This is a genomic window from Kocuria salsicia, from assembly GCF_039532055.1.
In the GTDB taxonomy this organism is placed as follows: Bacteria; Actinomycetota; Actinomycetes; order Actinomycetales; family Micrococcaceae; genus Kocuria; species Kocuria salsicia.
Genome location: NZ_BAAARF010000007.1, coordinates 84,313 through 108,719 on the forward strand (window position 1 = coordinate 84,313; position 24,407 = coordinate 108,719).

Here is a 24,407-nt window from a genome sequence, read left to right on the forward strand (position 1 = left end):
CGCACGACCCGTTCGAGAAGGGAAGTCATGGACATCACCACCATGAAGAAGATCCTGCTGGTGCTCACGAGCCAGGACACGCTGGGCGAGACGGGCGAGCCCACCGGTTACAACGTGACCGAGGCGTCGCACCCGTGGAAGGTGTTCCGGGATGCGGGGTACTTCGTGGACTTCGCCTCCATCGAGGGCGGGCGGCCCCCGCGGGACGAGGTCCAGGAGGAGGACCCGGTGCAGGTGGAGTTCACCCAGGACGAGACCGCGAAGGCCTCCCTCTACAACACCCCGAAGGTCTCCGTGGTGGACCCTGCGCAGTACGACGCCGTGTACCTCGTGGGCGGGCACGGCACCATGTGGGACTTCACGGGCAGCGCGGCCCTGCAGAAGCTCGTGGCCGCGGTCTACGACGCCGGTGGCATCGTCGGTGCCGTGTGCCACGGCCCCTCCGGGCTGGTGGACGTGGAGCTGTCCAACGGGGTGCGTCTGCTGTCCGGGCGCAAGGTGGCCGCGTTCACCAACGCGGAGGAGGAGGCCGTGGGCAAGCGGCACACCGTGCCCTACCTGCTCCAGGACCGGCTCGAGGAGCAGGGCGCCACCGTCAAGGCGGCGGAGAACTGGGAGGAGAACGTCCAGGTGGACGAGCGTCTCGTCACGGGCCAGAACCCCCAGTCCGCGGCCGGCGTGGCCAAGGAGATGACCAAGCTGCTCACCGAGGTGGTGCGCGGGCAGAAGGCCGAGGAGGAGCAGGCGGCGCAGGCGCTGCGCGAGGAGCACGACGCCGGGAAGGCCGAGGGCGAGGACGAGCGGGAGTGAGGCCTCTCGCGCTGGTCACCGGGGCCTCCTCCGGCATCGGGTTCGAGATCGCCGCCCAGCTCAGCGCCCGCGGCTACGACATCGTGGGTGTGGGTGCGAGCGGGCGGATCGGCACCCTGCAGAGCGAGCTCGAGAAGGCTGCGGACGCCGCGACCCCGGTGGGCACGGTGGTCTCCGTGCGCGCGGACCTCAGTACCGCCGAGGGGGTGGAGCACGTCTGGGACCAGGTCGAGTCGCTTGGCCGGCACCTCGACGTCGCCGTGCTCAACGCCGGGAAGTCCCTGGGTGGGTCCTTCGTGGACACGGATCTCGAGGACGAGCTGCGCATGCTGGACCTCAACGTCACCGGACAGGTGCGCCTGGCCAAGCACGTCGTGCAGACGATGGCACGGCAGCGTTCCGGGCGGATCCTCATCACGGCCTCGCTCTCCGCACTGACCCCCACGCCGTACGAGTCCATCTACGGGCCAACGCGGGCGTTCACCTACGCGTTCGCCCAGGGGTTGCGAGAGGAGATGAAGGAGTACGGGGTGGTCGTGACGGCGCTGCTGCCGGGTGCCACGGCCACCGGCTTCCACCACACGGCGGGGATGGACAACACGGTCTTCGGGTCCAACGAGTGGAAGAACGACCCCTCGCAGGTCGCCCGACAGGGTGTCGAGGCGCTGTTCGCGGACAGGGACCACATGGTCGGCGGCAACCTCGCCACGCGCCGGGCCGCGCCGCTCAACAGGGTGCTGCCCGAGCGGGTCAAGGCCCGGCGCTTCGCGAAGGACAGCAGGCCTACGCCCTTGCACGGGACCCACTGAGAGGACCCGCGGGGGGGGCGGCGCGGGTTCACCGCGCGGGGTCCCCGATGGGGTCGCCACGGACACCGGACCGGGGCGGCCCCGCTGACTCGTTTCCACGAGACTCATTTCCGCGACTCCTGGAGGTGAGCTGCACCACACGCGAGACTGAACGTGTTCACGAACCGCCCCACGCCCAGGAGATGCCATGTCAGAGTTCACGTCCCGTGTAGCACTGGTCACCGGAGGTGCCTCCGGAATCGGGGAGGCGGTCGCCAAGGACCTCGCACGCCGCGGCGCAAAGCTGGTGGTCACGGACATCGACCCCACGGGCATCGACAACGTGGTGCAGGCCATCATGGCGGCCGGGGGTGACGCCGCGGGAATCCGTCAGGATGTCGCCAGCAGGTCCGACGCCGTGGCCGCCGTGGACTTCGCCGTGCAGACCTACGGCGGGCTGCACTACGCGGTCAACAACGCCGGTGTGGGCGGCCAGATGGAGGCCCTCGGGGAGACGGACCTGGACGCGTGGGAGCGCACCGTGGCGATCGACCTCAACGGGGTGGCCTACGGGATGCACGCCCAGCTGCCGGTGATCGAGCAGTACGGGGGAGGAGCAGTCGTCAACATCGGCTCCATCCACTCCACGGTGGCCACCACTTTCGGCCACAGCGCCTACACCGCGGCGAAGCACGGCCTCATGGGCCTCACCAGACAGGTGTGGACTACGCCCAGCGCGGGGTCCGGGTCAACGCGGTGGGCCCGGCGTACATCGACACCCCGCTGCTGCGCAGCGTGCCCCCGCAGGTCCTCGCGGGCCTGATTGCCAAGCACCCCATGGGCCGCCTCGGCACGGCGGAAGAGGTTGCGCAGCTGACCGCTTTCCTGCTCTCGGACCAGGCCTCGTTCATCACGGGAGGGTACTACCTGGTGGACGGCGGGTACGCCGCGGTGTGAGGCGCTGAGACGAGGGCCGCCCCCTGGTGGGGTCCACCGGGCAGGAGGTGTAGACTGGACCGGTTCCCCCGTACATATTGCGGGGTAGAGGCGCGCCGGTCCGAGGCGCGCAGTTCGCGCCCGACTCACGGCGCGTGCGCGCGAAATCGTTTCGCGCGGACCAACCCTGAAAGACGTTCCTTGTCTCATTCTTTCGAAGACCTCGGTGTGCCCGAGGCGCTCTCCGCTGACCTCGCCCGCGTGGGCATCACGGAAGCTTTCCCCATCCAAGAGAAGACTCTCCCCGATTCCCTCGCCGGCCGTGACGTGCTCGGCCGCGGTCGCACGGGCTCCGGCAAGACGGTGGCGTTCGCTCTGCCGCTCGTGACCCGCCTGGCCGGACTGGCCCCGGGTACTGCCCGGACGCGGCGTCGTGCCCACCGGCCCACGGGGCTGGTGCTGGCCCCCACCCGGGAGCTCGCCACCCAGATCGACCGCACCGTGGCCCCGCTGGCGAAGGCCGCCGGGCTGAACACCACCGTGATCTTCGGCGGTGTCTCCCAGAAGCGCCAGGAGAAGGCGCTCGCGGACGGCGTGGACATCGTGGTGGCCTGCCCCGGCCGTCTCGAGGATCTCATCAAGCAGGGCCTGCTGACGCTCGACGACATCCAGGTCACCGTTCTGGACGAGGCGGACCACATGGCGGACATGGGCTTCCTGCCCGTGGTCACCCGGATCCTCGCCAAGACCCCCAAGGGCTCGCAGCGTCTGCTGTTCTCCGCCACGCTGGACAATGGCGTGGACGTGCTGGTCAAGAAGTTCCTGAAGGATCCGGTCCTGCACTCGGCGGACAACGCCCAGGCTGCGGTGACCACCATGGACCACCAGGTCCTGGTCACCCACGCGGACGACAAGCAGGCACTCATCGAGGCGCTGGCCTCCGGTACGGGCCGTCGAATGATGTTCACGCGCACCAAGTACCGCGCCAAGAAGATGGCCAAGAAGCTCAGCCAGGCCGGCATCCCCGCCGTGGACCTGCAGGGCAACCTCTCGCAGGGCGCGCGCGACCGCAACCTCGGCGCGTTCTCGGACGGCGACGTGCGCGTGCTCGTGGCCACGGACGTCGCCGCGCGCGGCGTGCACGTTGACGACGTCGAGCTGGTCGTGCACATCGACCCGCCCGCCGAGCACAAGTCCTACCTGCACCGCTCGGGCCGCACCGCCCGCGCCGGTGCCTCAGGTTCGGTCATCACGATCGCGACCACCGAGGAGCGCTCGGACGTCAACAAGCTCATGAAGAAGGCGGGTGTCACTCCGCAGGTGGACGAGGTCGGCCCCAACTCCGAGGTCGTGAAGGAGCTCGTGGGCGAGCGCGCCGAGCGCGTCGCTCCCCAGGCGGCCCCGGCAGCCACGCAGTCCGGTGACGGCAACCGTTCGGGCGGTCGCTCCGGTGGCCGTTCCGGCGGCCAGCGCGGTGGTTCCGGCCGCAATGGTTCCAAGCGCGGTGGCCAGGGCTCCGGCCAGCGCCAGAACCAGGGGCGCGGCCAGGGCCAGGGCGGCGGCCGTTCCGAGCGTTCGGACTCCGGGCGATCCTCCCGCGGCGGGCGTTCGACGTCGCGCCGCGGTCAGGGCGGCGACGCCGCCGGGTCCGGTTCGGCGCGCACGTCCTCCCCGCGGGGCGCCCGCGTGGGCTCGTCGCAGCGCGGCGGCGTCGGCCAGGTGCCGGACCGCGCCACGGCGGCGGCGCAGCGTCGTCGGCAGAACAACCGCTCGGGTCAGCCCTCGCGCTGAGTCCAGTCCCGGGAGGCTGCCCCGCCCGCGTGACCGCGCGGTGGGTGCTGCCCCCTGAACCACCGAACCCCCGGTCCGCATTGCGCGGGCCGGGGGCTCGTCGTACCGGGGGCCGCTCCAAAGGTGTCGAACCGCTCAGGTGCCGTGTTCGTGCGGCCGAATCACCGTGGTCTCGCCCACCGGCGGTGTGGCCGCCTCGGGAGTCGGCACCCGCCCAGGGGCTCAGGCCGGCGGGGTGAGCGAGCGCAGGAAGTCGAGCGTGACGTCCTCGTGGGAACTGACGAACACACGGTGCGGTCCCTCGGGAACGGGCTTGTCTCCCGGGACCACCACCACGGTCATGCCCGCGGCCACGGCGCTCTCCACACCCGGCTCGGAGTCCTCCACGGCCACGCAGTCGCGCGGGGGGACGCCAAGCAGGCGAGCGCCCGCGAGGTAGGGCTCCGGGTCCGGCTTGGCGCGGGACACGTCGTCGTGCGAGACGATCCGGGTGAGGACGTCCGGGGCGCCCGCTGAGGTGGTCCGGGCGACGGAGCCGAGCGCGTTGGTCACGATCGCCGCGGGAATCCCCGCTTCCTTCAGCTCGCGCAGCAGGGAGGGGATGCCCGGCAGGAACGGGATCTCGTGGTCCACGCTGCCGATCACGTGCTCCGCCAGCTGCCGGGTGATCTCTTCCACTGAGTCGGTGGCGCCGCGCTCGACCATGAGCCGGGCGGCGTCCTGCACCGTACCGCCCAGGGTGGCGTGGTCGTCCTCGGTGTCCCAGCTCTGCTGGTGGGTGCCGGCCACGTGGCGCTTGGCGGCAGCCCAGTGCGGCTCGGTGTCGACGAGCGTGCCGTCGTGGTCGAAGAGGACTGCTCGGGGGTAGGTCATGGTCACCTTTCGGCAGGGAACGACGGAGAAGAACGGAACCAGGCGGGCGCCGTTGGAACCCGTGAAGGCACGGTGCCGTGGGGTTCGCGGCCGGAGGGCCCAGCTCCGAGGAGGTCAGGAACCGGGGGCTGCTCGGCCCGTCCCAGCATGTGTCGGCTCAGAGCGCAGCTCAGTCCCGTGGCGCGAGCGAGCGCAGGAAGTCCAGTGTGAGGCTCGCGTGCTCGGGCACGTGAACGATCCGCGGCCCCGGTTCCACAGCCTGCTCACCGGGGACAACCACGGTCGCCATGCCCGCGGCCACGCCGGCGGCTGCTCCGGAGGGGGAGTCCTCCACGACCACGCAGTCCTCGGGCGCGACCCCCAGGCGGCGTGCAGCCTCGAGGTAGGCGTCCGGATCCGGCTTGGGGGTGACGCCCTGGGCCACCTCCTCGTCCCCGATGACCACCCGGAACAGGTTGTCCGGGGCGCGGCCGGCGGTGTGACGGGCCACCTCCGAGGTGGCGTTGGTGACGATCGCGGCGGGGATCCCGGCCCGGTCCAGCTCGTGGAGCAGGGGCTCGATCCCCGGGATGAACGTGGGCGTGTCCTCGGCCAGGACCTCCCGGAGGATCCCGTGGAACTCACGCTGGATCTCCTCCTGGCTGCCGGGAACTCCCAGTTCCCCGAGGCGGCGGATGGTGTGAGACAGCGGCATCCCCAGGGTGTCCCGGGTGTCCTTCTCGGACCACTTCCCGCCGTGCGCGGCCGTGATCCGCTGCTTGCCCCGTTCCCACAGCGGCTCGGTGTCCACAAGGGTGCCGTCGTGGTCGAAGAGGACGGCCCGGGGGAACTGTGAGGTGCACATGGGCCCAGGTTACGTCCCCGCTCCGACACGGCCCGGCACCCGCCACCTGCCACCGGCCACCATCCGGAGGACACCTATCATGGGGGCCATGAGCTCCCCGGCCCCGATCCTCCCCGCGAGACCCGGTTCGGCTCTCGCCCGCAGCTTCCCCGTGGTCATGGTGGTCGTGGCCGCCGCGCTGGCACTGTGGGTCGGCTTCGGGCGGGGCCTGGCCGGGCTGCTGGGCAGCCTCGCACCGGTCTACGCCCTGGCGATCGCCCTGCCCGTGCTCGCGCTGCACGTGGTGGCCGCCGCGCTCTTCCGCCGGGACAGCCTGGACCACCCCTCCCGCTCCGTGACCCGCCGGACCATGGCCACCGCTGCAGCGGCGTGGGTCGTCACCGCGTGCTTCGGGTTCTTCCTCCCGGACGCCACTCCCGAGGGGATGCGCTCCCTGTTCACCCACGTGGCCGGGGCCGAGTTCCTGGAGCTCGGTTACGGCTTCGTCAACATCTTCGGAGTGCTGACCGTGGCGCTCGCCGTGGCCCTCGTGCTGCTGGCCGTCACGGAGCAGCGTGTCACGGCCCGTCGTCTGCGCGGGGATCCGCTCACCGAGGACGAGCGCCTGGACCGGCTGGAGCGGGAGCAGCAGCAATGGTCGGGCCCCCGGTCATGACGGTGCCCCTGCGCTCCGCGCGGCTTCTGCTGCGGACCTACGACGCCGACGACGCCGCGTTCGTCCGCGACCTCTACTCGCGCGAGGCGGTGCAGCGCTTCCTCGGGAACGGCACCGCGCGCACCACCACGCTCGAGGCGGCGAGGGAGAAGATCGCCGGGTGGCAGGCCGCCTGGGACACGGATCCGGTGCTCGGCGTGTGGGCGGTGTGCGAGCCGGATGGTTCTCCTCTCGGCACCGTGCTGCTCAAACCCATCCCGGACTCAGGCACGGACACCGCGCATGACGTCGAGGTCGGGTGGCACCTGCACCCGGACGCGTGGGGTCGCGGCTGGGCCACCGAGGCGGCGCGCACCGTGCTCGACCACGCGTTCACCGCGGGCCTCGACCGGGTGGTCGCGGTGACCCATCCCGACAACACTGCTTCGCAGGCGGTCTGCCGACGGCTGGGGATGACGCACCGGGGCCGCACCCGCGCCTACTACGACGCCGAGTGCGAGCTCTTCGAGCTGGCGGCGGAGAATCCGGACCTGGTGGTGGGCGAGGACGGTCTGGCGCGCCCCCTCTGGGCCGCTGGCGACCCCCTGCTGCGCGAGTACTACGACCACGAGTGGGGCATGCCCGTGCGGGACGAGGCGGGGCTGTACGAGCGGATCGTGCTCGAGGGCTTCCAGTCCGGGCTCTCGTGGCGCACGGTGCTCGCCAAGCGGCCGGCGTTCCGCGAGGTCTTCCACGACTTCGACCCGGACGCCGTGGCCGCGATGGGCGAGGCTGACGTGCAGCGGCTCATGGGTGACGTGCGGATCATCCGCAACGAGCGCAAGATCCGCGCCGCAGTCACCAACGCGCGGGCCACGGTGGCGCTGCGCGAGCAGGAGGGCCTCGTGGACCTCGTGTGGTCCTTCCGCCCGGAGGAGACGCCCGAGCCGGTGCGCTTCGCGGAGGTCCCCACCGTCTCCGAGCGGAGCACCGCGCTGTCAAAGGAGCTGAAGCGACGCGGGTTCGCATTCGTGGGGCCCACCACCATGTACGCGCTCATGGAGGCGATCGGCATGGTGGACACGCACCTGGTGGGCAGCCACCGGCGCGGCAGCTCGGGTGAGTGGACGTGAGGCGGGCCGGGCCTCAGGAAACGGGGCCAGCGGCGTCGTGCCCTGACGCCGCCTGCTGACGACGAGGGGTGACGAGGGGGTCAACGACGCCGCCGGGCCGGGGTGCCCGGCCGGGATCAGCTCCCGCGGCGGCGCAGGTAACTCTGGCCGTGGGCGTCCTTCACCATCTCGTACTCGGACTGCAGGTTGCTATACCACTGCTGGGTCTGCTCGCTCATCTGCTCGTTGCCGCGCAGGTCCGCGGGGCTGCGGTCGGCGGGTCCCACGAACTTCATGACGAAGTCGTCGAAGCGCTTGAAGAGGCTGTGGCGCGGGCGGTCGGGGTCGCGGCGGCGGGACATGGGAGATCCTTTTCACGGGACGGACGGGGTGGTCTCACCCCGACGATTAGGGCACTAATCATAGCCTGTCCACCCCCGAATTCCCCCAGAATTCCGGCGCCGAGGGCTTCACAAAGCAGGTTGAGTGGACTAGACTCAAGATAATTGACAATCCGTTAGCCAAGCAGAAGGAGATGCTGTGGACACCAAGTTCACCACCAAGTCTCAGGAGGCCCTGAGTTCTGCGGCGTCGAACGCCGCGACCGCGGGCAACCCCAACATCGAGCCCGCCCACACCCTCAAGGCCCTCATGGACCAGCGGGACGGTGTGGCGGTCGCGGTCCTGAAGGCCACCGGCGCCAACGCCGACGCCGTGTCCCTCAAGGCCAGCACCATCATCCACGAGCTGCCGAGCGCGTCCGGCAGCTCCACGGCCCAGCCCCAGCTGAGCCGCACCGCGCTGCAGGCGCTGCAGGCCGCCGAGACCTATGCGCGCGAGCTGCAGGACGAGTACGTCTCCACGGAGCACATCCTTTACGGCCTGGCCGCGGGCCACGACAAGACCGCGGAGGCTCTGAAGAACGCCGGTGTCACCACCGAGGCGCTCGCCGAGGCCATTCCGCAGGTCCGCGGTGACCGCCGCGTCACCAGCCCGGACCCGGAGGGGACCTTTCAGTCCCTGGAGAAGTTCGGCACGGACCTCACCGCCATTGCGCGTGAGGGCAAGCTCGACCCGGTGATCGGCCGCGACTCGGAGATCCGCCGCGTGGTCCAGGTGCTCTCCCGGCGCACCAAGAACAATCCCGTGCTGATCGGCGAGCCCGGCGTGGGCAAGACCGCCGTGGTGGAAGGCCTCGCGCAGCGCATGGTCGCAGGGGACGTCCCCGAGTCCCTGCGCGGGAAGACGCTGATCTCCCTGGACCTCGGGTCCATGGTGGCCGGCGCGAAGTACCGCGGCGAGTTCGAGGAGCGACTGAAGGCCGTCCTGGACGAGATCAAGAAGTCCGAGGGTCAGATCGTCACGTTCATCGACGAGATCCACACCGTGGTGGGCGCGGGTGCGTCCGAGGGCTCCATGGACGCGGGCAACATGCTCAAGCCCATGCTGGCCCGCGGCGAGCTGCGCCTGATCGGCGCCACCACGCTGGACGAGTACCGCGAGAACATCGAGAAGGACGCCGCCCTGGAGCGTCGTTTCCAACAGGTCTACGTGGGAGAGCCCTCGGTGGAGGACACCGTGGCCATCCTGCGCGGGCTCAAGGAGCGCTACGAGGCGCACCACAAGGTGCAGATCGCGGACTCCGCTCTCGTGGCCGCGGCCCAGCTGTCCCACCGGTACATCCCCAGCCGTCAGTTGCCGGACAAGGCCATCGACCTGATCGATGAGGCCGCGTCCCGGTTGCGCATGGAGATCGACTCCGCCCCGGAGGAGATCGACGAGCTGCGCCGCTCGGTGGACCGTCTGACCATGGAGGAGCTCGCCCTGGACGGCGAGACCGATCCCGCCTCGGTGGAGCGCCTGGCCGCGCTGCGTCGTGACAAGGCGGACAAGCAGGCGGAGCTGGACGCGCTCAACGCCCGGTGGGAGTCCGAGAAGGCTGGCCTGAACCAGGTCGGCGAGCTCAAGGCGCGGATCGACGAACTGCGCTCGCAGGCCGAGCGCGCCCAGCGCAACGGGGACCTCGGCGAGGCCTCCCGGTTGCTGTACGGCGAGATCCCCGCCGCGCAGAAGCAGCTCGACGCCGCCCAGGCACAGGAGGACGCCAGCGGCGTCCCCGAGGACACCATGGTCTCGGAGGAGGTCACTGCGGACGACATCGCCGAAGTCATCTCCGCCTGGACGGGCATCCCCGCCGGCAAGATGCTGCAGGGCGAGTCCGAGAAGCTGCTGCACATGGAGGAGGTTCTGGGCAAGCGGCTGATCGGCCAGCGCAAGGCCGTGACCGCCGTGGCGGACGCGGTGCGCCGCTCCCGCGCGGGGATCTCGGACCCGGACCGGCCCATCGGCTCGTTCATGTTCCTCGGCCCCACAGGCGTGGGCAAGACCGAGCTGGCCAAGTCCCTCGCGGACTTCCAGTTCGACGACGAGCGCGCCCTGATCCGCATCGACATGTCCGAGTACTCGGAGAAGCACTCCGTCTCCCGCCTGGTCGGTGCCCCTCCGGGGTATGTGGGCTACGACGAGGGCGGGCAGCTGACCGAGGCCGTGCGCCGTCGCCCGTACTCCGTGGTGCTGCTGGACGAGGTGGAGAAGGCCCACCCGGAGGTCTTCGACATCCTGCTGCAGGTGCTTGACGACGGCCGGCTCACCGACGGGCAGGGCCGCACCGTGGACTTCCGCAACGTGATCCTGATCCTCACGTCCAACATGGGCAGCCAGTTCCTGGTGGACCCCACGATGGACGAGCAGGCCAAGAAAGACGCCGTGATGGGCGTGGTGAACGCGTCCTTCAAGCCGGAGTTCCTGAACCGGCTGGACGACATCATCATATTCGAGCCGCTGAGCACCGAGGACCTCGCGAAGATCGTGGACATCCAGGTTGCCCAGCTGGCTCGCCGCCTCGCGCAGCGCCGCCTGACCCTGGTGGTCACGCCCGCGGCGAGCGAGTGGCTCGGCGTGACCGGCTACGACCCCGCCTACGGCGCCCGTCCGCTGCGCCGACTGGTGCAGCGCGAGATCGGCGACCGCCTGGCGAAGGGGCTGCTGTCCGGAGCCATCCTGGACGGTGACACCGTGGTGGTGGACGTGAACCCGGACGTCGCCGAGGACGGGCTCACGGTCACGGCCGAGCGCAGCGAGTCCGACGCCTCCCGTGACAGGGATGACGACGACGTCGTGGACGCGGAGGTCGTGGAGGACTGACCCCGCGCGCCGCTGGCCACGCGCCAGCACAGCGCGAAGCGCCGGGACAGAGGTGATCCGTCCCGGCGCTTCGTCGTGCGCACCCGCCGCTCGCCGTCGTGGCTCAGCGTCGCGCGGGAGGCTTCGGATCCACGTAGCTGTCCCGCGCGTAGTCGTAGTCGACGGGGCGCCCGTCCTCGTCCGTGCGCTGGTACCAGGAGCTCATGCGCTCGCCGGTGGAGTCGACGTCGGCTCCGGCGGCAGAGGGCCCCTCCTGGTGACGGACCTCCAGAGCGAAGTCGTCACCGTGGTCTCCCATGCCCTGGCGCACGGCGTTGTCCAGGGCGGTGCGGGCGTAGCGGTAGCGCAGGCTCAAGGGGTCCGTGGAGAGGTCCCGCAGGAAGGCGGGGATGAGGGCCAGCAGGATGATCGCGAAGGGCAGGGCCGCAACGGTCACGAGATCCTGAAGCCCCTGCAGGGCGTCGGAGCCTCCGACCGCGAGCATCACGGCGGCGACCCCGGCCAGGGCCACTCCCCAGAAGATCACGATCTTGCGGTCCGGCTCCGGCTTGCCCTGCTGAGACATCGAGGCCATCACGAGCGTCGCGGAGTCCGCGGAGGTGATGAAGAAGACGGCGAGCAGCACCATGATGGCGATCGGCGTGACCTGGGAGAACGGCAGGGCGTCCAGGACCCGGAACAGCATGTCCTCGGGGGACGCGGCGCCGGCAACGTCCGTGCCGGAGCGCTGCAACCAGATGGCGGTGCCGCCGAAGATCGAGAACGCGAGCACACAGATCACCGTGGGGGCCAGCAGCACCACGCTCACGTACTGGCGCAGGGTGCGACCGCGCGAGATGCGGGCCACGAAGACCCCCACGAAAGGCGCCCAGGACACCCACCACGCCCAGTAGAACAGGGTCCACGAGCGCATGAAGTCCTCGGCCTCGGGGCCCCACGAGGCGGAGAGGGCGAGCATCTGGAACATCTCCGCGAAGTAGGTGCCCACCACGGAGGGGATGAAGTTGAGCAGGAACACGGTGGGCCCGGCCACGAAGAGGAAGAACGCCACCACGGCCGCGAGCACCATGTTGAAGTTGGACAGCAGGCGGATGCCCTTGGCCACCCCGGAGACCGCGGAGACCAGGAACACGCAGGTCAGCACGGCGATGATCGCGATCAGCACACCGTTGCCCACCCGGCCCATCCCCGTGACGATCTGCAGCCCGCTGCCGATCTGCAGCGTGCCGAGCCCCAGGGAGGCGGAGGTGGCGAAGAGGATGCCCACGATCGCGAACATGTCGATGAGCCGCCCGCCCACGGTGAGGTGGGCCCGCTGGCCGAAGATGGCCGACATCAGCAGCGGCCGTCCGCGCCGGTAGGCGGCATAACCCACCGCGGCGCCCACGAGCGCGTAGATGGCCCACGCCTGCAGGCCCCAGTGGAAGATGGTCTGGGCCATGGCGGAGTGCATTGCGTGGAAGCTCTCGGCCTCGGCGCGCCCCGGGGGAGGGGTCATGTAGTAGGTCACCGGTTCGTACACACCGAAGAAGATGAGGCCCACGCCCATGCCCGCGGCGAAGAGCATCGCGATCCACGAGCCCATGGAGTATGCGGGCTCCTCGCCGTCCTTGCCGAGCGGGATGCGTCCGTAGCGGGAGAAGCCCACGTAGAGCAGGAACAGCAGCACGATGGCCGCCAGCAGGGTGAAGATCCACCCGCCGTACGTCACCACCGTGTTCAGGGCGGCCGTCGAGACCGTGGTCAGGGACTCCGTGGACACCGCGCCCCAGATCACGAACCCCACGATGAGTGCACCGGCGACACCGAACGTGATCTTGTCGGTGCGGTAGCGCACCCGCTGCTCCTCCACGGACACGCCGGGCACCAGGCCCGGGTGGGTGTCGTGGGGGTACTGGCCGGTGGGCCGGGGGCTGTCGTCAGGGGACGAGCTCATGGGAAACCTGCGTTCTGGTGCGGGGAAACGCGGGCGACGCCGCCCGGGCCGTCCCACTGTACCGGCCCCTTGCGGAGGCGACGGGGATCCGCGGATCGGCCCGGGGTGAACGGGGCCACGGGCGGTGCGCGAGACGCGGTCAAAACATGTACCCTGGACTCACGAAAAACTGACAAGACACTCCGGGGCCGTACTGTGTGCTCAACACGGCACCGCCCACCGGACACGAGACGCAGAGGGGGTCACGCCATGGGGCGCGGCCGTCAAAAGGCGAAGGCGACACGACAGGCGCGGGAGATCAAGTACTTCAGCCCGCAGACCGACTACTCGGCCCTGCAGCGCGAGCTGCGCGGCACGAAACCGTCCTCCCGAGCCGCTGACCACGAGGAAAGCTCCGACGAGGAGGACAACTATTCGTCCTACGCGGAGAAGTACTCCGACTACGACTGACCCGGCCCCGGTGCGTTCCCTTTCGTTGCTGCGCGAGCCGGAGGCCGTGGTCGCTCCGGGGGACAGCGGCACGACACCTCTGCAGCAGGCGCCGCAGACCTGATGGTCACCGCAACCGTGGTGCCACACGAAGAACCGCCCGCACAGACGTGTGGGCGGTTCTTCGTGTGGGCGGGGTATCCGTGTGGGGCTCTCTGGGAGCCCCACGTTCAGCCTCAGCTCGCGTAGGAACCCGTCATGAGCACGCCGCCACCGGCCACGCCCTTGGCGCCCTGCACCCAGTCGCTGCCGTGGCGGGCCGCGTCCGGATCCACGGGACCGATGCGTCCCATGATCCAGGCGGGCAGGCCACGGGCCTCGAGGTGGGCCACGGCGGCGTCGGCGACCTCGGGGTCGACGATGGCTACCATGCCCACGCCCAGGTTCAGGGTGCGCTCCAGGTCGGAGAGCGGCACGCGGCCGAGCTCGGAGACCAGCCGGAACACCGGGGGCAGGGACCACGTGGCGCGCTCCACCGTGGCCTGCAGGTTCTCGGGCAGCACGCGGGCGAGGTTCGCCGCGAGTCCGCCGCCGGTCACGTGGGAGAAACCGCGCACGCCGTGGCCCGTGGCGCCGTCGGCCCCGTTGACCGGGAAGGCGCGCGCGAGGTCCAGCACGTCCGCGGCGTACACGCGCGTGGGCTCGAGCAGCTCCTCGCCCAGGCTGCGTCCCAGCTCGTCCACCTGGCGGTCCAGCTGCCAGCCGGCCATCTCGACCACGCGGCGCACCAGGGAGTAGCCGTTGGAGTGCAGGCCCGAGGACGCCATCGCGATGACCACGTCACCGTCGCGCACCCGCTGCGGGCCGAGCAGCTCGTCCGCCTCGACGACGCCGGTGGCGGCGCCGGCGACGTCGTACTCGTCCACGCCCAGCAGACCGGGGTGCTCAGCGGTCTCCCCGCCCACCAGGGCGGTGCCGGCCGCCTCGCAGGCCGACGCGATGCCGCGCACGATGTCCGCCACGCGCTCGGGGACCACCTTGCCGGTGGCGATGTAGTCGGTCATGAACAGGGGCTTGGCACCCACCACCACGATGTCGTCCACGACCATGCCCACGAGGTCCCACCCGATGGTGTCGTGGACGTCCAGCGCCTGGGCCACGGCCACCTTGGTGCCCACGCCGTCCGTGGACGTGGCCAGGTATGGCTTGCGGTAGGTCGTGAGCTCGGAGACGTCGAAGAGCCCGGCGAAGCCGCCCACGCCGCCCACGACGCCGGAGGTGTGGGTCGCCTTGACCGCGGCCTTCATGAGCTCAACGGCGCGGTCCCCGGCTTCCACGTCCACCCCCGCGCTCGCGTAGGTCACGGACCGGGAGTCCTGGGGCTGCTCGGGGCTCATGCGGTGGTCTCCTCGTGCTCGGGTGCGGTGCTCGTGACGGTTGTCACGAGGTCCTCGGAGGGCTCGGCATGGGCACCGGGTGCTTCCAGCACGGCCTTGCCGAGCCGGTCCGCCTTGGGCAGCGCGGTGGGGTAGTCCCCGGAGAAGCACGCGGTGCACAGGTTCCCGCGGGACTGCTTGGTGGCCTCGATCATGCCGTCCTCGGAGATGTAGCCGAGCGTGTCGGCGCCGAGCGAGGCGCGCACACCCTCCACCGAAATGCCGTTGGCGATCAGCTCGGCGGGGGAGGCGAAGTCGATTCCGTAGAAGCACGGCCACTTGATGGGCGGGGAGGAGATCCGCACGTGGATCTCCGCGGCACCGGCCTCGCGCAGCATCCGCACGAGTGCGCGCTGGGTGTTGCCGCGCACGATCGAGTCGTCCACGACCACCAGGCGCTTGCCCGCCACGATGGAGCGCAGTGGGTTGAGCTTGAGTCGGATGCCGAGCTGGCGGATGGTGTCCGAAGGTTCGATGAACGTGCGGCCCACGTAGGAGTTCTTCACGAGACCGTGCCCGAACGGGATGCCAGCGGCCTCGGCGTAGCCGATCGCGGCGGGCGTGCCGGACTCGGGCGTGGGCATCACGAGGTCCGCCTCCACGGCGTGCTCGCGGGCCAGCTGACGGCCCATCTCCACCCGGGACTCGTAGACCGAGCGCCCGTTGATGGTGGTGTCCGGGCGGGCCAGGTACACGTACTCGAACACGCAGCCCGCAGGGGTGGCCTCCGCGAAACGGCGCGAGCGCAGGCCGTTCTCGTCGATCGCGATGAATTCCCCGGGCTCCACCTCACGCACCAGGGAGGCGCCCACGATGTCCAGGGCGGCGGTCTCGGAGGCGACCACCCAGCCACGCTCCAGGCGGCCCAGCACGAGGGGGCGAACCCCCAGCGGGTCTCGCGCGGCGTAGAGCGTGGTCTCGTCCATGAACGTGAGGCAGAACGAGCCGACGAGCTGCGGCAGCAGCTTCATGGCCGCTTCCTCGAGTGAGTTCAGGGGATGCTCGGCGAGCAGGGCGGTGATCAGCGCGGTGTCCGTGGTGTTGCCCCGGGCCATCTCGCCGCGGGACGGGAAGCCGGACTTGTCCAGCAGCAGGTCGTAGAGCTCCGCGGAGTTCGTGAGGTTGCCGTTGTGGGCCAGGGCGAGCGTGCCGTGCGGTGTGGCGCCGAGCGTGGGCTGCGCGTTCGCCCAGTGGGACGCTCCAGTCGTGGAGTAGCGCGCGTGGCCCACGGCCAGGTAGCCCTTGAGCGTGTTGAGCGTGGTCTCGTCGAAGACCTGGGACACGAGTCCCATGTCCTTGTAGACAGAGATCCGCTCGCCGTCCGAGGTGGCGATACCCGCGGACTCCTGCCCGCGGTGCTGCAGCGCGTACAGCCCGTAGTAGGTCAGTTTGGAGACGTCCTCGCCCGGGGCCCACACACCGAACACGCCGCACGCGTCCTGGGGGCCCTTCTCGCCGGGGAGAAGGTCATGGGAGAGTTTTCCGTCAGCACGAGCCACGGGTCAAGTGTCTCACGCCCCGGGGTGCTCGCCACCCCCGCGGACATCCTGGACCTCGGCGGCCCCGGTGCGGGCTCGTTTTACGGAGATCCGGTCCAGCACGAGCCCCACGATCGCGCCCACGGCACCGCCGATGATCAGGAACGTCATGAGGAAGAACCCGATGATCGCCGCGCGGGTGTACGCGATCGATCCGGGGCCGAGCGCGCCGATCAGCAGCCCGGCGATCGCCCCGATCGCCGCTCCGGCGGCCAGGAACGCGGTCACGTTGGGTGCACGGCGCACCGTGACCTCCTGGGTGGTGGTTCCGGGACGGGGTGCGCTCTCGGGGGACTCGCGGTGGACGGACGTCATGGTCTCCACGGTATCGCGCGTGCGGGGGTGGTGTGTCCGGCGGGCGGGCGGGGGCACTTGCGATCTGCTGGGAGTTTTCGGCGCGTTGGCCGGACGCTGCCGAGTCCGCGGTCCGGGGCCGGTCCCCGCCGTCTCCGCACCGGTCCGTTCCGCGTGTTGGTCTCCTTCGGGGTCCGCCCGGCAGATTCGCCCGCACCCACTCGGCGGTCTGCGCCCGGTGGCGTCAGCGGAAAAGCGGCATCCACCCGCTGAGGTCGGTGCGGGTTCCCGACGCCGCCACGCTCCCGGCGGCGACGGCGCCGGCCCAGGTCTCGGCGCCCGTGGCCAGGGACAACCACGTGGCGGCATCCGTCTCCACCACGTTGGGCGGGGTGCCCCTGGTGTGCCGGGGCCCGGCCACACACTGGGTGACACCGAACGGCGGGACACGCACCTCCACGGAGTTGCCCTCCGCGCGGGTGCCGAGCTCCTCGAGGCAGTAGCGCACGGCGGTGGCCACGGTGCGGCGGTCGGCGGCCTCCGGGTCCTCCCGCCAGCGGGCGAGGGCCAGGATGCCGTCAGCGGGGTCGATCCTGCGTCGCATCACGGCGGGCCTCAGACCAGCAGGTCCTGCAGGGCCGGCGCGAGCTCAACGGCGCCCACGGGCTTTCCCGCCCCCGTGATCGGCTGTGTGACGAGATCAAGGACGCGGGCGGCGTCGGCCTCGGAGATCGCCCCGGTGTGGGCGAGCAGGGTGAGGCCCACGAGGGAGTTGGCGCGCGAGGAGCCGTCGAGCATCTTGATGGCCACGGACCATCCGGCCCGGGTGCCGAGGCCGAGCACGCCCTCCGCGCCGAGCTTGGTGATCACGTCCAGCTCCTGCATGATCACCGTGTTGGAGCGCCCCGGTCCCTGCACGTACTCCGGGTAGTCGAGCATCGAGGTGGCCACGGTCGCGGCGCGGGCGTCTGCCTGGATGTTGCGGGCCGCCCGGCCGAGCGTGGAGTACATACGTGCGAGTCCCTTGAGGCTGATGGCCGGCAGCGGTGCGCCGCAGCCGTCCACCCCCACGTGGGCGGGGGCCTCGCCGGCGAACTCCTCGACCGTCTCCAGCACGAGCCGCTGCAGCGGGTGCTCGGGGTCCAGGTAGGTGTCCGTCGGCCAGCCGTTGGTCACGCAGGCGAGCAGGAACGCGGCGTGCTTGCCGGAGCAGTTCATGCACATGCGGTTCTGGCCGCGCGCCGTGCGGACCAGCCACGCGCGGGTGTCCTCGTCCTGGGGCCAGTCCGACGGGCACTGCAGGGCCTCGGGGCCGAGCCCGGCGGCCTTGAGGATCGAGCTGACGGCATCGAGGTGGTCGAAGGTCCCGGTGTGGGACGCCGCGGCGATGGCCACCTGCTCGCCGCGCAGCGCGGCCCCCGCCTTCATGGCGGCGACCGCCTGGAACGGCTTGAGCGTGGAGCGCGGGAAGATCAGCTCCTCGGGTGCGCCCACGGAGAGGGCCACGGAGCCGTCCGGGGCGAGCACCACGGCCGAGCCGCGGTGGCGGGACTCCACGAAGCCGCTGCGCTGCACCACGGCGAGATCCACGGCCTGATCCGAGCTGAAAGTCTGCATGGGCCCAGTATGTCAGCGTCGTGGGGTGCAATCGTTGCCCGCCCGGGCCCGGTGGCCGATACGCTGAGCCGGTGAAGGTTTTGGTGGTGGGCCCCGGCGGCCGCGAGCACGCGATGATCACGTCCCTCCTGCGGGACCCGCACGTCAGCGAGGTCCACGCGGCCCCCGGCAACGCCGGGATCGCGCAGGACGTTCCGGTGCACCCGCTCAACGCACAGGATCCGGAGGCAGTGGTGGCCCTGGCCCGCGAGCTCTCGGCGGACCTCGTGGTCGTGGGCCCAGAGGCGCCACTCGTGGCGGGGGTTGCGGATGCGCTCGACGCCGCTGGGATCCCCGTCTTCGGCCCGTCCCGCGAGGCAGCCCGGATCGAGGGCTCCAAGTCGTTCGCCAAGGAGATCATGGCCGCGGCGGGTGTTCCCACGGCGCGCGCCGTCGCCACGTCGGACATGATGCAGGTGCGCGAGGCGCTCGAGCTCTTCGGCGCCCCCCACGTGGTCAAGGACGACGGCCTGGCGGCGGGCAAGGGAGTGGTGGTCACCCAGGATCGCGACCGCGCGGAGGCACACGCCCGGGAGTGCCTCGACGCCGGCGGCTCCGTGGTTGTCGAGGAGTTCCTGGACGGCCCCGAGGTCTCGCTGTTCGTGCTCAGCGACGGCGAGCACGTGGTGCCTCTGCAGCCCGCGCAGGACTTCAAGCGCGTGCGCGACGGGGACGAGGGCCCGAACACCGGCGGCATGGGTGCCTACACCCCGCTGGACTGGCTGCCCGAGGACTTCACCCGGGAGGTCGTGGAGCGCGTGGCCCGGCCCGTGGTGAACGAGCTGCGCCGCAGGGGCACCCCGTTCACGGGCGTGCTCTACTGCGGTCTGGCGCTCACGCCCCGGGGCGTGCAGGTGATCGAGTTCAACGCGCGCTTCGGGGACCCGGAGACGCAGTCCGTGCTGGCCATGCTGGAGACCCCGCTCGGGGAGCTGCTGCTCGACGCCGCCCGCGGCAGGCTGGACGAGGAGCGTCCGCTGCAGTGGCGGCCCGGGGCCTCCGTGACGATCGTGCTCGCGGCCCACAACTATCCGGGGGCGCCGCGCAGGGGGGACGTGATCTCCGGTCTGGAGGAGGTCAACGAGGTTCCCGAGACCCGGGTGATCCACGCGGGCACTGAGCGCAACGACGCCGGGGAGCTGGTTTCGGCGGGCGGGCGCGTGCTCGCCGTCGTGTCGCTGGGCGCGGATCTGCGGGAGGCCCGCGAGCGTGGCTATCGTGGGGTCCAGCGCATCACGCTGAACGGATCCCACCACCGCACGGACATCGCGCTGGCCGCGGCTGAGGGGCGGATCGAGGTCCCGACACCGGGTGCCGCGCAGCACACTGCAACCCGGGGCACGGCCACCTCCATGGACGGGCGCCCCGCGGCGAGCACAGCAGAGGAGCAGGCATGAGCGAGCACGGCACACCCCCGGAGATCCCGGGCTGGAAGCACATCTACTCCGGGAAGGTGCGCGAGCTCTACGTTCCGGACGAGTCCCGGCTCAGCGCCACGGGCGTGGCCATCCACAACGACGCCGAGTACCGCGCGGGTGCCGTGCTGGTGGTGGCGAGCGACCGGATCTCCGCGTTCGACCAGGTCCTGCCCACCGAGATCCCGGGCAAGGGCACCATCCTCACCCAGCTGTCCCTGTGGTGGTTCCAGCAGCTGGACGGGATCCCCAACCACATCCTCACCACGGACGTGCACGAGTCCGTGCGCGGGCGGGCCGTGGTGTGCAAGAACCTCTCGATGTTCCCCGTGGAGAACATCGTGCGCGGCTATCTCACGGGCTCGGGCCTGAAGGACTACCGCGCCACGGGTGCGGTGTGCGGCATCGAGCTGCCGGACGGACTGCGGGACGGGGACCGCCTGGAGCAGCCCATCTTCACCCCCACGGGCAAGGCCGAGCTGGGGGAGCACGACGAGCCCATCACCTACCGGGAGATGGCGGACGTGGTGGGCAACTCCGTGGCGGACCGGCTGCGCGAGCTGTCCCTGAAGATCTACACGCGAGCCGAGCGGATCGCCCGGGAGCGCGGGATCATCGTGGCGGACACCAAGGTGGAGTTCGGGCTGGACTCCTACCGCGGGGCCATCACGCTGGGGGACGAGGTCCTGACCCCGGACTCCTCGCGGTTCTGGGACCTGGAGACCTACAAACCCGGCCAGCCCCAGCCGTCCTTCGACAAGCAGTACGTGCGGGACTGGCTGCGCTCCGACGAGTCCGGCTGGGACGGGCAGGGGCCTGTCCCCGAGCTTCCCGAGGACGTGGTGGCGAAGACGCGTGAGCGCTACGTGGAGGCCTACGAGCGGCTCACCGGCCGTGCGTTCGACCCCCGCGGACCGTTCATCGAGGTGGCCGGGCCGCCGGAGTACTGATCCCGCGCCAGCCGGCGGACGACTGTCCCGGGGAACGCCACCCTGCGGAAGATCACCCCGCGCGAGGCTGCCCTGGGGGAGGACCGCCCTCCGGGAGCACGTCCGGCGGGAGGTCGTCAGGCGGAGCGTCCCAACGGGCTCGGCGCACGTCCACCTGGACCCAGTGCGCCCTCGTGTCCCGCAGGGGCGTGCCCTCGCGCTCGTAGTGTTCCCGCGCGGTGATCTGCAGGTAGTTCGGCAGGGTGCCGTCCGCGCGCACCACCCGCCACCAGGCGGCGCCCCGGCCGAGCTTCCCCGAGGCCATGATGCGCGCCGCGAGCCGCGGGGTCCCGAGCCGGGCGAGCTCGGCCACGTCCCCGTAGCTGAGCACCCTGCCCGGCGGGATACTGGCGACGACGCCCCGCACCGCCTCGACCGGGTCCTCACCGCCGCGCCCCTCCGGGTCCCGGCTCACGCGAACGGGATCCGCACGTCCAGGCACCACGCGGCGTCGTGCGCCCCGTACTCCACGCTGCCGTCGAGCAGGGCCACACGCTCGCGGATTCCCGGCAGCCCAAAGCCGGAGGTCAGCTCCGCGCCGGGGGCCTCGGCTTCGCCCGCGGGCCGGGCACCGCGGCGGACCGGGTTCTGCGCGTGGACGTGCACGCAGGAACCGCTCGTGGACACCTGCATCTCGCAGTGAGAACCGGCGGGGGCGTACTTGATCATGTTGGTCGTGGCCTCCTGCATCACCCGGGCCGCGGTGCCACGGACGGTTGTGGGAAGGCGTGTCGCGCCGTCGTCGAGCGTGAACTCCGGGTGGAGCCCCGAGTGCTCGAGGTTCGAGGCGAGCGTGCGGGCGATGTCGCCCAGCGATCCCGTGGTCAACCCCGAGGTGCCACCGGCCTGGGGGCGTGCGGGGCCGGCGGGACCGGGGGAGTCGCGCAGCACCTGCAGCAGGATGCGCAGCTCCTGCAGGCCCGAGCGTGCGGCGGTGTCCATTGCGTCGATCGTGCGGTGCAGTGCGGCCGGGTCCTGTTCGCGCTGGGAGCCGGCGGCCTGCATGGTGACGAGCGTGAGCTCGTGGGCCACGACGTCGTGCAGGTCCCGGGCCAGGGCCAGCCGCTCCTGCTCCCGCAGCTGCTGGTGCGTGACCTCGAGCACCGCGAGCCGCCGGGCATTGAGACGGTACTGGGTGAGGAAGAAGCGCAGGGCCACACCGAACAGCGCGCACACGCCGAGGGGCAGGCCGAGCGCCCACACGAAGCGGGTGTCGTGGGAGACGGCGGAGACCACGACGATCCACGCCGCGGAAGTCGCGACGAAGAGGGCGACGGTGCGGCGAGGCACCATGGCAACGACGCCGACCATGACCACGCACGCCCCGAGCAGCATTGCGGCGTATTCATCGGGCACCACCGATGCCGCGTAGCCCACGACGATGACGACGGTGCTCGCCTTGGGCGACCAGGCGAGGAGGGCCACCGCGCCGTAGCTGAGGACGGAGGTCCCGGCCGTCAGAATCGCCGTGAGGGGTGTCAGCGTCTGCCAATCGACGGAACGCAGGTCGTCGAGCAGTGCGAGTGCCGCGAAGAGCAGGACGACGATTCGCAACCAGTTCGGCATGGAGCGAGTGAGCGCCGTCGGCTGGTCGTCGCGGGATGTGGGTGCCGGGATCAGTGGCCGCCCTTGCAGAGCAGCGGCAGGTACCCGCAGATCACGGAGGAAGGCCCGGTGCGCACGGAGGCACCGGTATCGGCGGCGGCGGGCGCCATGGCGCCGAAGGACAGGCCGCACACGAGGGCCGCGGTGACGGCGGTGCGCACCATACGGGTGCGGCGGGTGCGGGTGGCGGAGGCGTGCGGGAGTGTCGAGATCTGTTTCATGGTGCCAGCTTATGATCGCCTCATGGATTTGTGCAGACTCCTCCTCGTCGACGACCACCCGCTCATGAGGGATGCACTGGCCAACCTGTTCCGCGCCGAGCCGGGCTTCGAAGTGGTCGGCGAAGCGGGGGAGGGCGCCGAGGCCGTCGAGAAGTGCCTCGCGCTGCAGCCGGACGTGGTCCTGATGGACATCCGCATGCCGGGGATGGACGGGATCGAGGCCACGGAGCAGATCGTGCGGCAGTGCCCGAGCACCAAGGTGCTCGCCCTCACCACGTTCTCGACCCTGGAGTACGTGGTGCCCGCGCTGCGTGCCGGGGCCTCCGGCTACCTGGTGAAGGATGCGCGGCACAACGAGATTGTCTCGGCCGCGAGCCTGGTGCGGGAGGACGAGCTTGCGCTGTCTCCGTCCGTGGCGAGCTCGCTGGCGAACAACGTGCTGGGGGACGTGCCTGTGCCGTCCGTGCGGCGCAGGAGCCGGCGGGAGGCGGTCGCGCACGCCTCGGGGCTGTGGGCCACCGGCCCGCTTCCCGGTGCGCCGCAGCTCGCGCCGCGGGAGCTCGAGACCCTGGAGTCGATAGCGCGGGGGCTGAACAACGCCGAGATCGCCGAGCGGATGTCCGTCTCGCACGGCAGCGTGAAGGCCTACGTCTCCCGACTGTGCGAGAAGCTGGCCGTGCGGGACCGGGTCCAGGTGCTGATCGCGGGGATCGAGTGGGGCCTCGTGAAGCCCGCTCTCGACGACGACGACGCGGGCCGCCCCTGATTCCCAGGTTCTGCCCAGTTTCAAGGCCCAGGTCTGGCCGGATGGCCATAGCCCTTCGAACGCCGCGTGCGGCACAGTGGATGGTGGACGCCCTGACCCGGTGTCCACCGCTCCCGGGGGATGGGCGACTGTACGGCGCACCGAGCTCCCGGGGAGTGGACCGCTGGATTCGCGGCGGGGCCCTTGTACCCCACCCCCGGACGAGTTCCGCGAGGCCTGGATCACCTCGCGCGCAGCTCCGAGGGCTCCCGCCGCGTCAGCAGCCCGAGCGTGGGCGGATCTGGCCCCGGTGCCCTCCGACCAGGGGGTGCCGGGGCAACCCGCTCACTCGGAGCCGGTGCTCCCGGCCTCGTCCGGGACGAGCGCGTAGAACCACAGGATGTGCTCGCGCAGCAGCCGCGCCGCCAGTTCACCCTCCCGATCGAGCGTGGCCCGCAGGATCTCCCGGTGCTGGTGCTGCAGTCCCGCACGCACCCCGGGCCAGTCGGAGGTGGCCGCCACGGTCTCCTGCACGTAGCCGATGGTCGCCTCGCGCAGCGACGCCATGATCGTCTCCAGCACCACGTTGCCGCCCAGGGACGCCAGCTGGAAGTGGAACTGCGCGTCCAGGCAGTGGAACTCGGCGTCGGCCACGTCCGGGCGGTCCATGCGGTCCAGCAGCGCCGTCGCCTGCTCCAGGACGGCGGTGCGCTCCGGCACGTCCGAGCGCGCGGCGTCGAGACTCGACTGGGTCTCCAGCAGCACACGGGTGCTCACCACGTCCGCTACGGGCAGGGACCTGGTGGCGATGTGCATGCGCAGCGCCCACCCCAGTGCTGCCGAGGGGTCCGAGATGACCGTGGCACCGGAGTGCGGCCCGGACCCGGTGGCGGAGCGCACCAGCCCCATGGCCGCGAGGATCCGCACCGCTTCGCGGACCGAGGCACGGGAGATGCCGAAGTCCTCCGCGAGGGTGCGCTCGGCCGGCAGCTTGTCGCCCACCCGCAGCTCACCCGAGCGCAGCTGCCGTTCGAGCCAGTCCAGCACCACGGTGTAGGCGGGGGCGGTGCTCATGGTTCCTCCCAGGGGATTGCACGCGATGGCCCGCCACCGCGAGCAGCGGTGACGGGCCGGGACGCCTCACTGTACCG

At 71.0% G+C, this 24,407-nt stretch carries 23 protein-coding genes and 2 pseudogenes; 12 read left to right on the forward strand and 13 right to left on the reverse strand.

Features of this window, described 5'->3' with window-relative positions; genetic code table 11:
• Positions 1–27 precede the first annotated feature (27 nt).
• The 4 genes and pseudogenes from ABD264_RS06620 to ABD264_RS06635 all read left to right on the forward strand — a co-directional run bounded on the left by ABD264_RS06620 (position 28) and on the right by ABD264_RS06635 (position 4,325).
• Positions 28–810, forward strand: coding sequence for a type 1 glutamine amidotransferase domain-containing protein (locus ABD264_RS06620; protein WP_344205067.1), 783 nt, complete (start codon positions 28–30; stop codon positions 808–810).
• Complete coding sequence (locus tag ABD264_RS06625; RefSeq protein ID WP_344205069.1) at positions 807–1,619, forward strand: SDR family NAD(P)-dependent oxidoreductase; 813 nt, start codon at positions 807–809, stop codon at positions 1,617–1,619. The genes ABD264_RS06620 and ABD264_RS06625 overlap by 4 nt, the downstream gene beginning before the upstream one ends.
• 187 nt (positions 1,620–1,806) lie before the next feature.
• A pseudogene (locus ABD264_RS06630) lies at positions 1,807–2,555 on the forward strand (SDR family NAD(P)-dependent oxidoreductase).
• Between the two features lie 180 nt (positions 2,556–2,735).
• Entirely contained in the window at positions 2,736–4,325 is a 1,590-nt protein-coding gene (locus tag ABD264_RS06635; RefSeq protein ID WP_144940964.1) for a DEAD/DEAH box helicase, read from the forward strand.
• 222 nt (positions 4,326–4,547) lie between these two features.
• Here the strand turns inward: ABD264_RS06635 and ABD264_RS06640 are convergent, their stop codons facing one another.
• Together ABD264_RS06640 and ABD264_RS06645 are read right to left on the reverse strand one after the other, a co-directional pair.
• Positions 4,548–5,198 carry an HAD family hydrolase gene (locus ABD264_RS06640; protein WP_144940961.1) on the reverse strand — a complete coding sequence of 217 codons (651 nt, stop codon included), beginning with the start codon at positions 5,196–5,198 and terminating at the stop codon, positions 4,548–4,550.
• A gap of 169 nt (positions 5,199–5,367) precedes the next feature.
• Complete coding sequence (locus tag ABD264_RS06645; protein WP_144940957.1) at positions 5,368–6,042, reverse strand: HAD family hydrolase; 675 nt, start codon at positions 6,040–6,042, stop codon at positions 5,368–5,370.
• 88 nt (positions 6,043–6,130) lie between these two features.
• Between ABD264_RS06645 and ABD264_RS06650 the strand changes: the two genes are divergently transcribed.
• The 3 genes and pseudogenes from ABD264_RS06650 to ABD264_RS06660 all read left to right on the forward strand — a co-directional run bounded on the left by ABD264_RS06650 (position 6,131) and on the right by ABD264_RS06660 (position 7,809).
• On the forward strand, positions 6,131–6,697 hold the full coding sequence (locus ABD264_RS06650; protein WP_144940953.1) for a hypothetical protein: 567 nt from the start codon (positions 6,131–6,133) through the stop codon (positions 6,695–6,697).
• Positions 6,694–7,140: pseudogene (locus ABD264_RS06655) on the forward strand (GNAT family N-acetyltransferase); the annotation flags it as partial. The gene ABD264_RS06650 and the pseudogene ABD264_RS06655, both read left to right, overlap by 4 nt.
• Before the next feature lie 66 nt (positions 7,141–7,206).
• Positions 7,207–7,809 (forward strand): DNA-3-methyladenine glycosylase I, encoded by a 603-nt coding sequence (locus tag ABD264_RS06660; RefSeq protein WP_344205166.1) that lies wholly within the window; start codon positions 7,207–7,209, stop codon positions 7,807–7,809.
• Between the two features lie 116 nt (positions 7,810–7,925).
• Here the strand turns inward: ABD264_RS06660 and ABD264_RS06665 are convergent, their stop codons facing one another.
• Positions 7,926–8,150: a hypothetical protein gene (locus ABD264_RS06665; protein WP_144940950.1), complete on the reverse strand. Its 225-nt coding sequence runs from the start codon at positions 8,148–8,150 to the stop codon at positions 7,926–7,928.
• 178 nt (positions 8,151–8,328) lie between these two features.
• Between ABD264_RS06665 and clpB the strand changes: the two genes are divergently transcribed.
• Entirely contained in the window at positions 8,329–10,992 is a 2,664-nt protein-coding gene (gene clpB / locus ABD264_RS06670) for an ATP-dependent chaperone ClpB (protein WP_144940948.1), read from the forward strand.
• Between the two features lie 103 nt (positions 10,993–11,095).
• Here the strand turns inward: clpB and ABD264_RS06675 are convergent, their stop codons facing one another.
• Positions 11,096–12,928, reverse strand: coding sequence for a BCCT family transporter (locus ABD264_RS06675; RefSeq protein ID WP_344205072.1), 1,833 nt, complete (start codon positions 12,926–12,928; stop codon positions 11,096–11,098).
• Between the two features lie 249 nt (positions 12,929–13,177).
• Between ABD264_RS06675 and ABD264_RS06680 the strand changes: the two genes are divergently transcribed.
• Positions 13,178–13,378, forward strand: coding sequence for a DUF3073 domain-containing protein (locus ABD264_RS06680; RefSeq protein ID WP_068471186.1), 201 nt, complete (start codon positions 13,178–13,180; stop codon positions 13,376–13,378).
• A gap of 215 nt (positions 13,379–13,593) precedes the next feature.
• Here ABD264_RS06680 and purM read toward each other — a convergent pair whose 3' ends face one another.
• From purM to ABD264_RS06705, 5 genes are all read right to left on the reverse strand, one after another.
• Positions 13,594–14,754: a phosphoribosylformylglycinamidine cyclo-ligase gene (purM, locus tag ABD264_RS06685; protein WP_144940942.1), complete on the reverse strand. Its 1,161-nt coding sequence runs from the start codon at positions 14,752–14,754 to the stop codon at positions 13,594–13,596.
• Positions 14,751–16,292 carry an amidophosphoribosyltransferase gene (gene purF / locus ABD264_RS06690; RefSeq protein ID WP_145010092.1) on the reverse strand — a complete coding sequence of 514 codons (1,542 nt, stop codon included), beginning with the start codon at positions 16,290–16,292 and terminating at the stop codon, positions 14,751–14,753. The genes purM and purF overlap by 4 nt, the downstream gene beginning before the upstream one ends.
• Positions 16,293–16,304: 12 nt before the next feature.
• Positions 16,305–16,646 (reverse strand): hypothetical protein, encoded by a 342-nt coding sequence (locus tag ABD264_RS06695; RefSeq protein WP_144940936.1) that lies wholly within the window; start codon positions 16,644–16,646, stop codon positions 16,305–16,307.
• 223 nt (positions 16,647–16,869) lie between these two features.
• Entirely contained in the window at positions 16,870–17,229 is a 360-nt protein-coding gene (locus tag ABD264_RS06700) for a sterol carrier family protein (RefSeq protein WP_145010089.1), read from the reverse strand.
• An 11-nt stretch (positions 17,230–17,240) separates the two neighbouring features.
• Positions 17,241–18,242, reverse strand: a complete 1,002-nt coding sequence (locus tag ABD264_RS06705; RefSeq protein ID WP_344205077.1) for an asparaginase — start codon at positions 18,240–18,242, stop codon at positions 17,241–17,243.
• Positions 18,243–18,313: 71 nt separating this feature from the next.
• Here ABD264_RS06705 and purD point away from each other — a divergent pair, with 71 nt between their 5' ends.
• Together purD and ABD264_RS06715 are read left to right on the forward strand one after the other, a co-directional pair.
• Positions 18,314–19,678: a phosphoribosylamine--glycine ligase gene (gene purD / locus ABD264_RS06710; protein ID WP_094395111.1), complete on the forward strand. Its 1,365-nt coding sequence runs from the start codon at positions 18,314–18,316 to the stop codon at positions 19,676–19,678.
• Complete coding sequence (locus ABD264_RS06715; protein ID WP_055082280.1) at positions 19,675–20,646, forward strand: phosphoribosylaminoimidazolesuccinocarboxamide synthase; 972 nt, start codon at positions 19,675–19,677, stop codon at positions 20,644–20,646. The genes purD and ABD264_RS06715 overlap by 4 nt, the downstream gene beginning before the upstream one ends.
• Before the next feature lie 52 nt (positions 20,647–20,698).
• On the opposite strand, the gene ABD264_RS06720 is transcribed toward ABD264_RS06715, so the two are convergent.
• Genes ABD264_RS06720 through ABD264_RS06730 form a run of 3 tightly spaced genes read right to left on the reverse strand, consistent with a single transcriptional unit; the run spans position 20,699 to position 22,511 of the window.
• Positions 20,699–21,100 (reverse strand): MGMT family protein, encoded by a 402-nt coding sequence (locus ABD264_RS06720; protein ID WP_244944733.1) that lies wholly within the window; start codon positions 21,098–21,100, stop codon positions 20,699–20,701.
• Positions 21,097–22,251: a sensor histidine kinase gene (locus ABD264_RS06725; protein ID WP_344205081.1), complete on the reverse strand. Its 1,155-nt coding sequence runs from the start codon at positions 22,249–22,251 to the stop codon at positions 21,097–21,099. Before ABD264_RS06725 ends, ABD264_RS06720 begins: the two co-directional genes overlap by 4 nt.
• 50 nt (positions 22,252–22,301) lie before the next feature.
• Entirely contained in the window at positions 22,302–22,511 is a 210-nt protein-coding gene (locus ABD264_RS06730) for a hypothetical protein (protein WP_055082287.1), read from the reverse strand.
• Between the two features lie 22 nt (positions 22,512–22,533).
• On the opposite strand from ABD264_RS06730, the gene ABD264_RS06735 reads away from it, so the two are divergent.
• Positions 22,534–23,277: a response regulator transcription factor gene (locus tag ABD264_RS06735; protein ID WP_055082289.1), complete on the forward strand. Its 744-nt coding sequence runs from the start codon at positions 22,534–22,536 to the stop codon at positions 23,275–23,277.
• A 324-nt stretch (positions 23,278–23,601) separates the two neighbouring features.
• On the opposite strand, the gene ABD264_RS06740 is transcribed toward ABD264_RS06735, so the two are convergent.
• The gene (locus tag ABD264_RS06740) at positions 23,602–24,330 is read right to left on the reverse strand and encodes a FadR/GntR family transcriptional regulator (RefSeq protein WP_295108820.1); all 729 of its coding nucleotides are present in this window, start codon (positions 24,328–24,330) and stop codon (positions 23,602–23,604) included.
• Between the last annotated feature and the right edge of the window lie 77 nt (positions 24,331–24,407).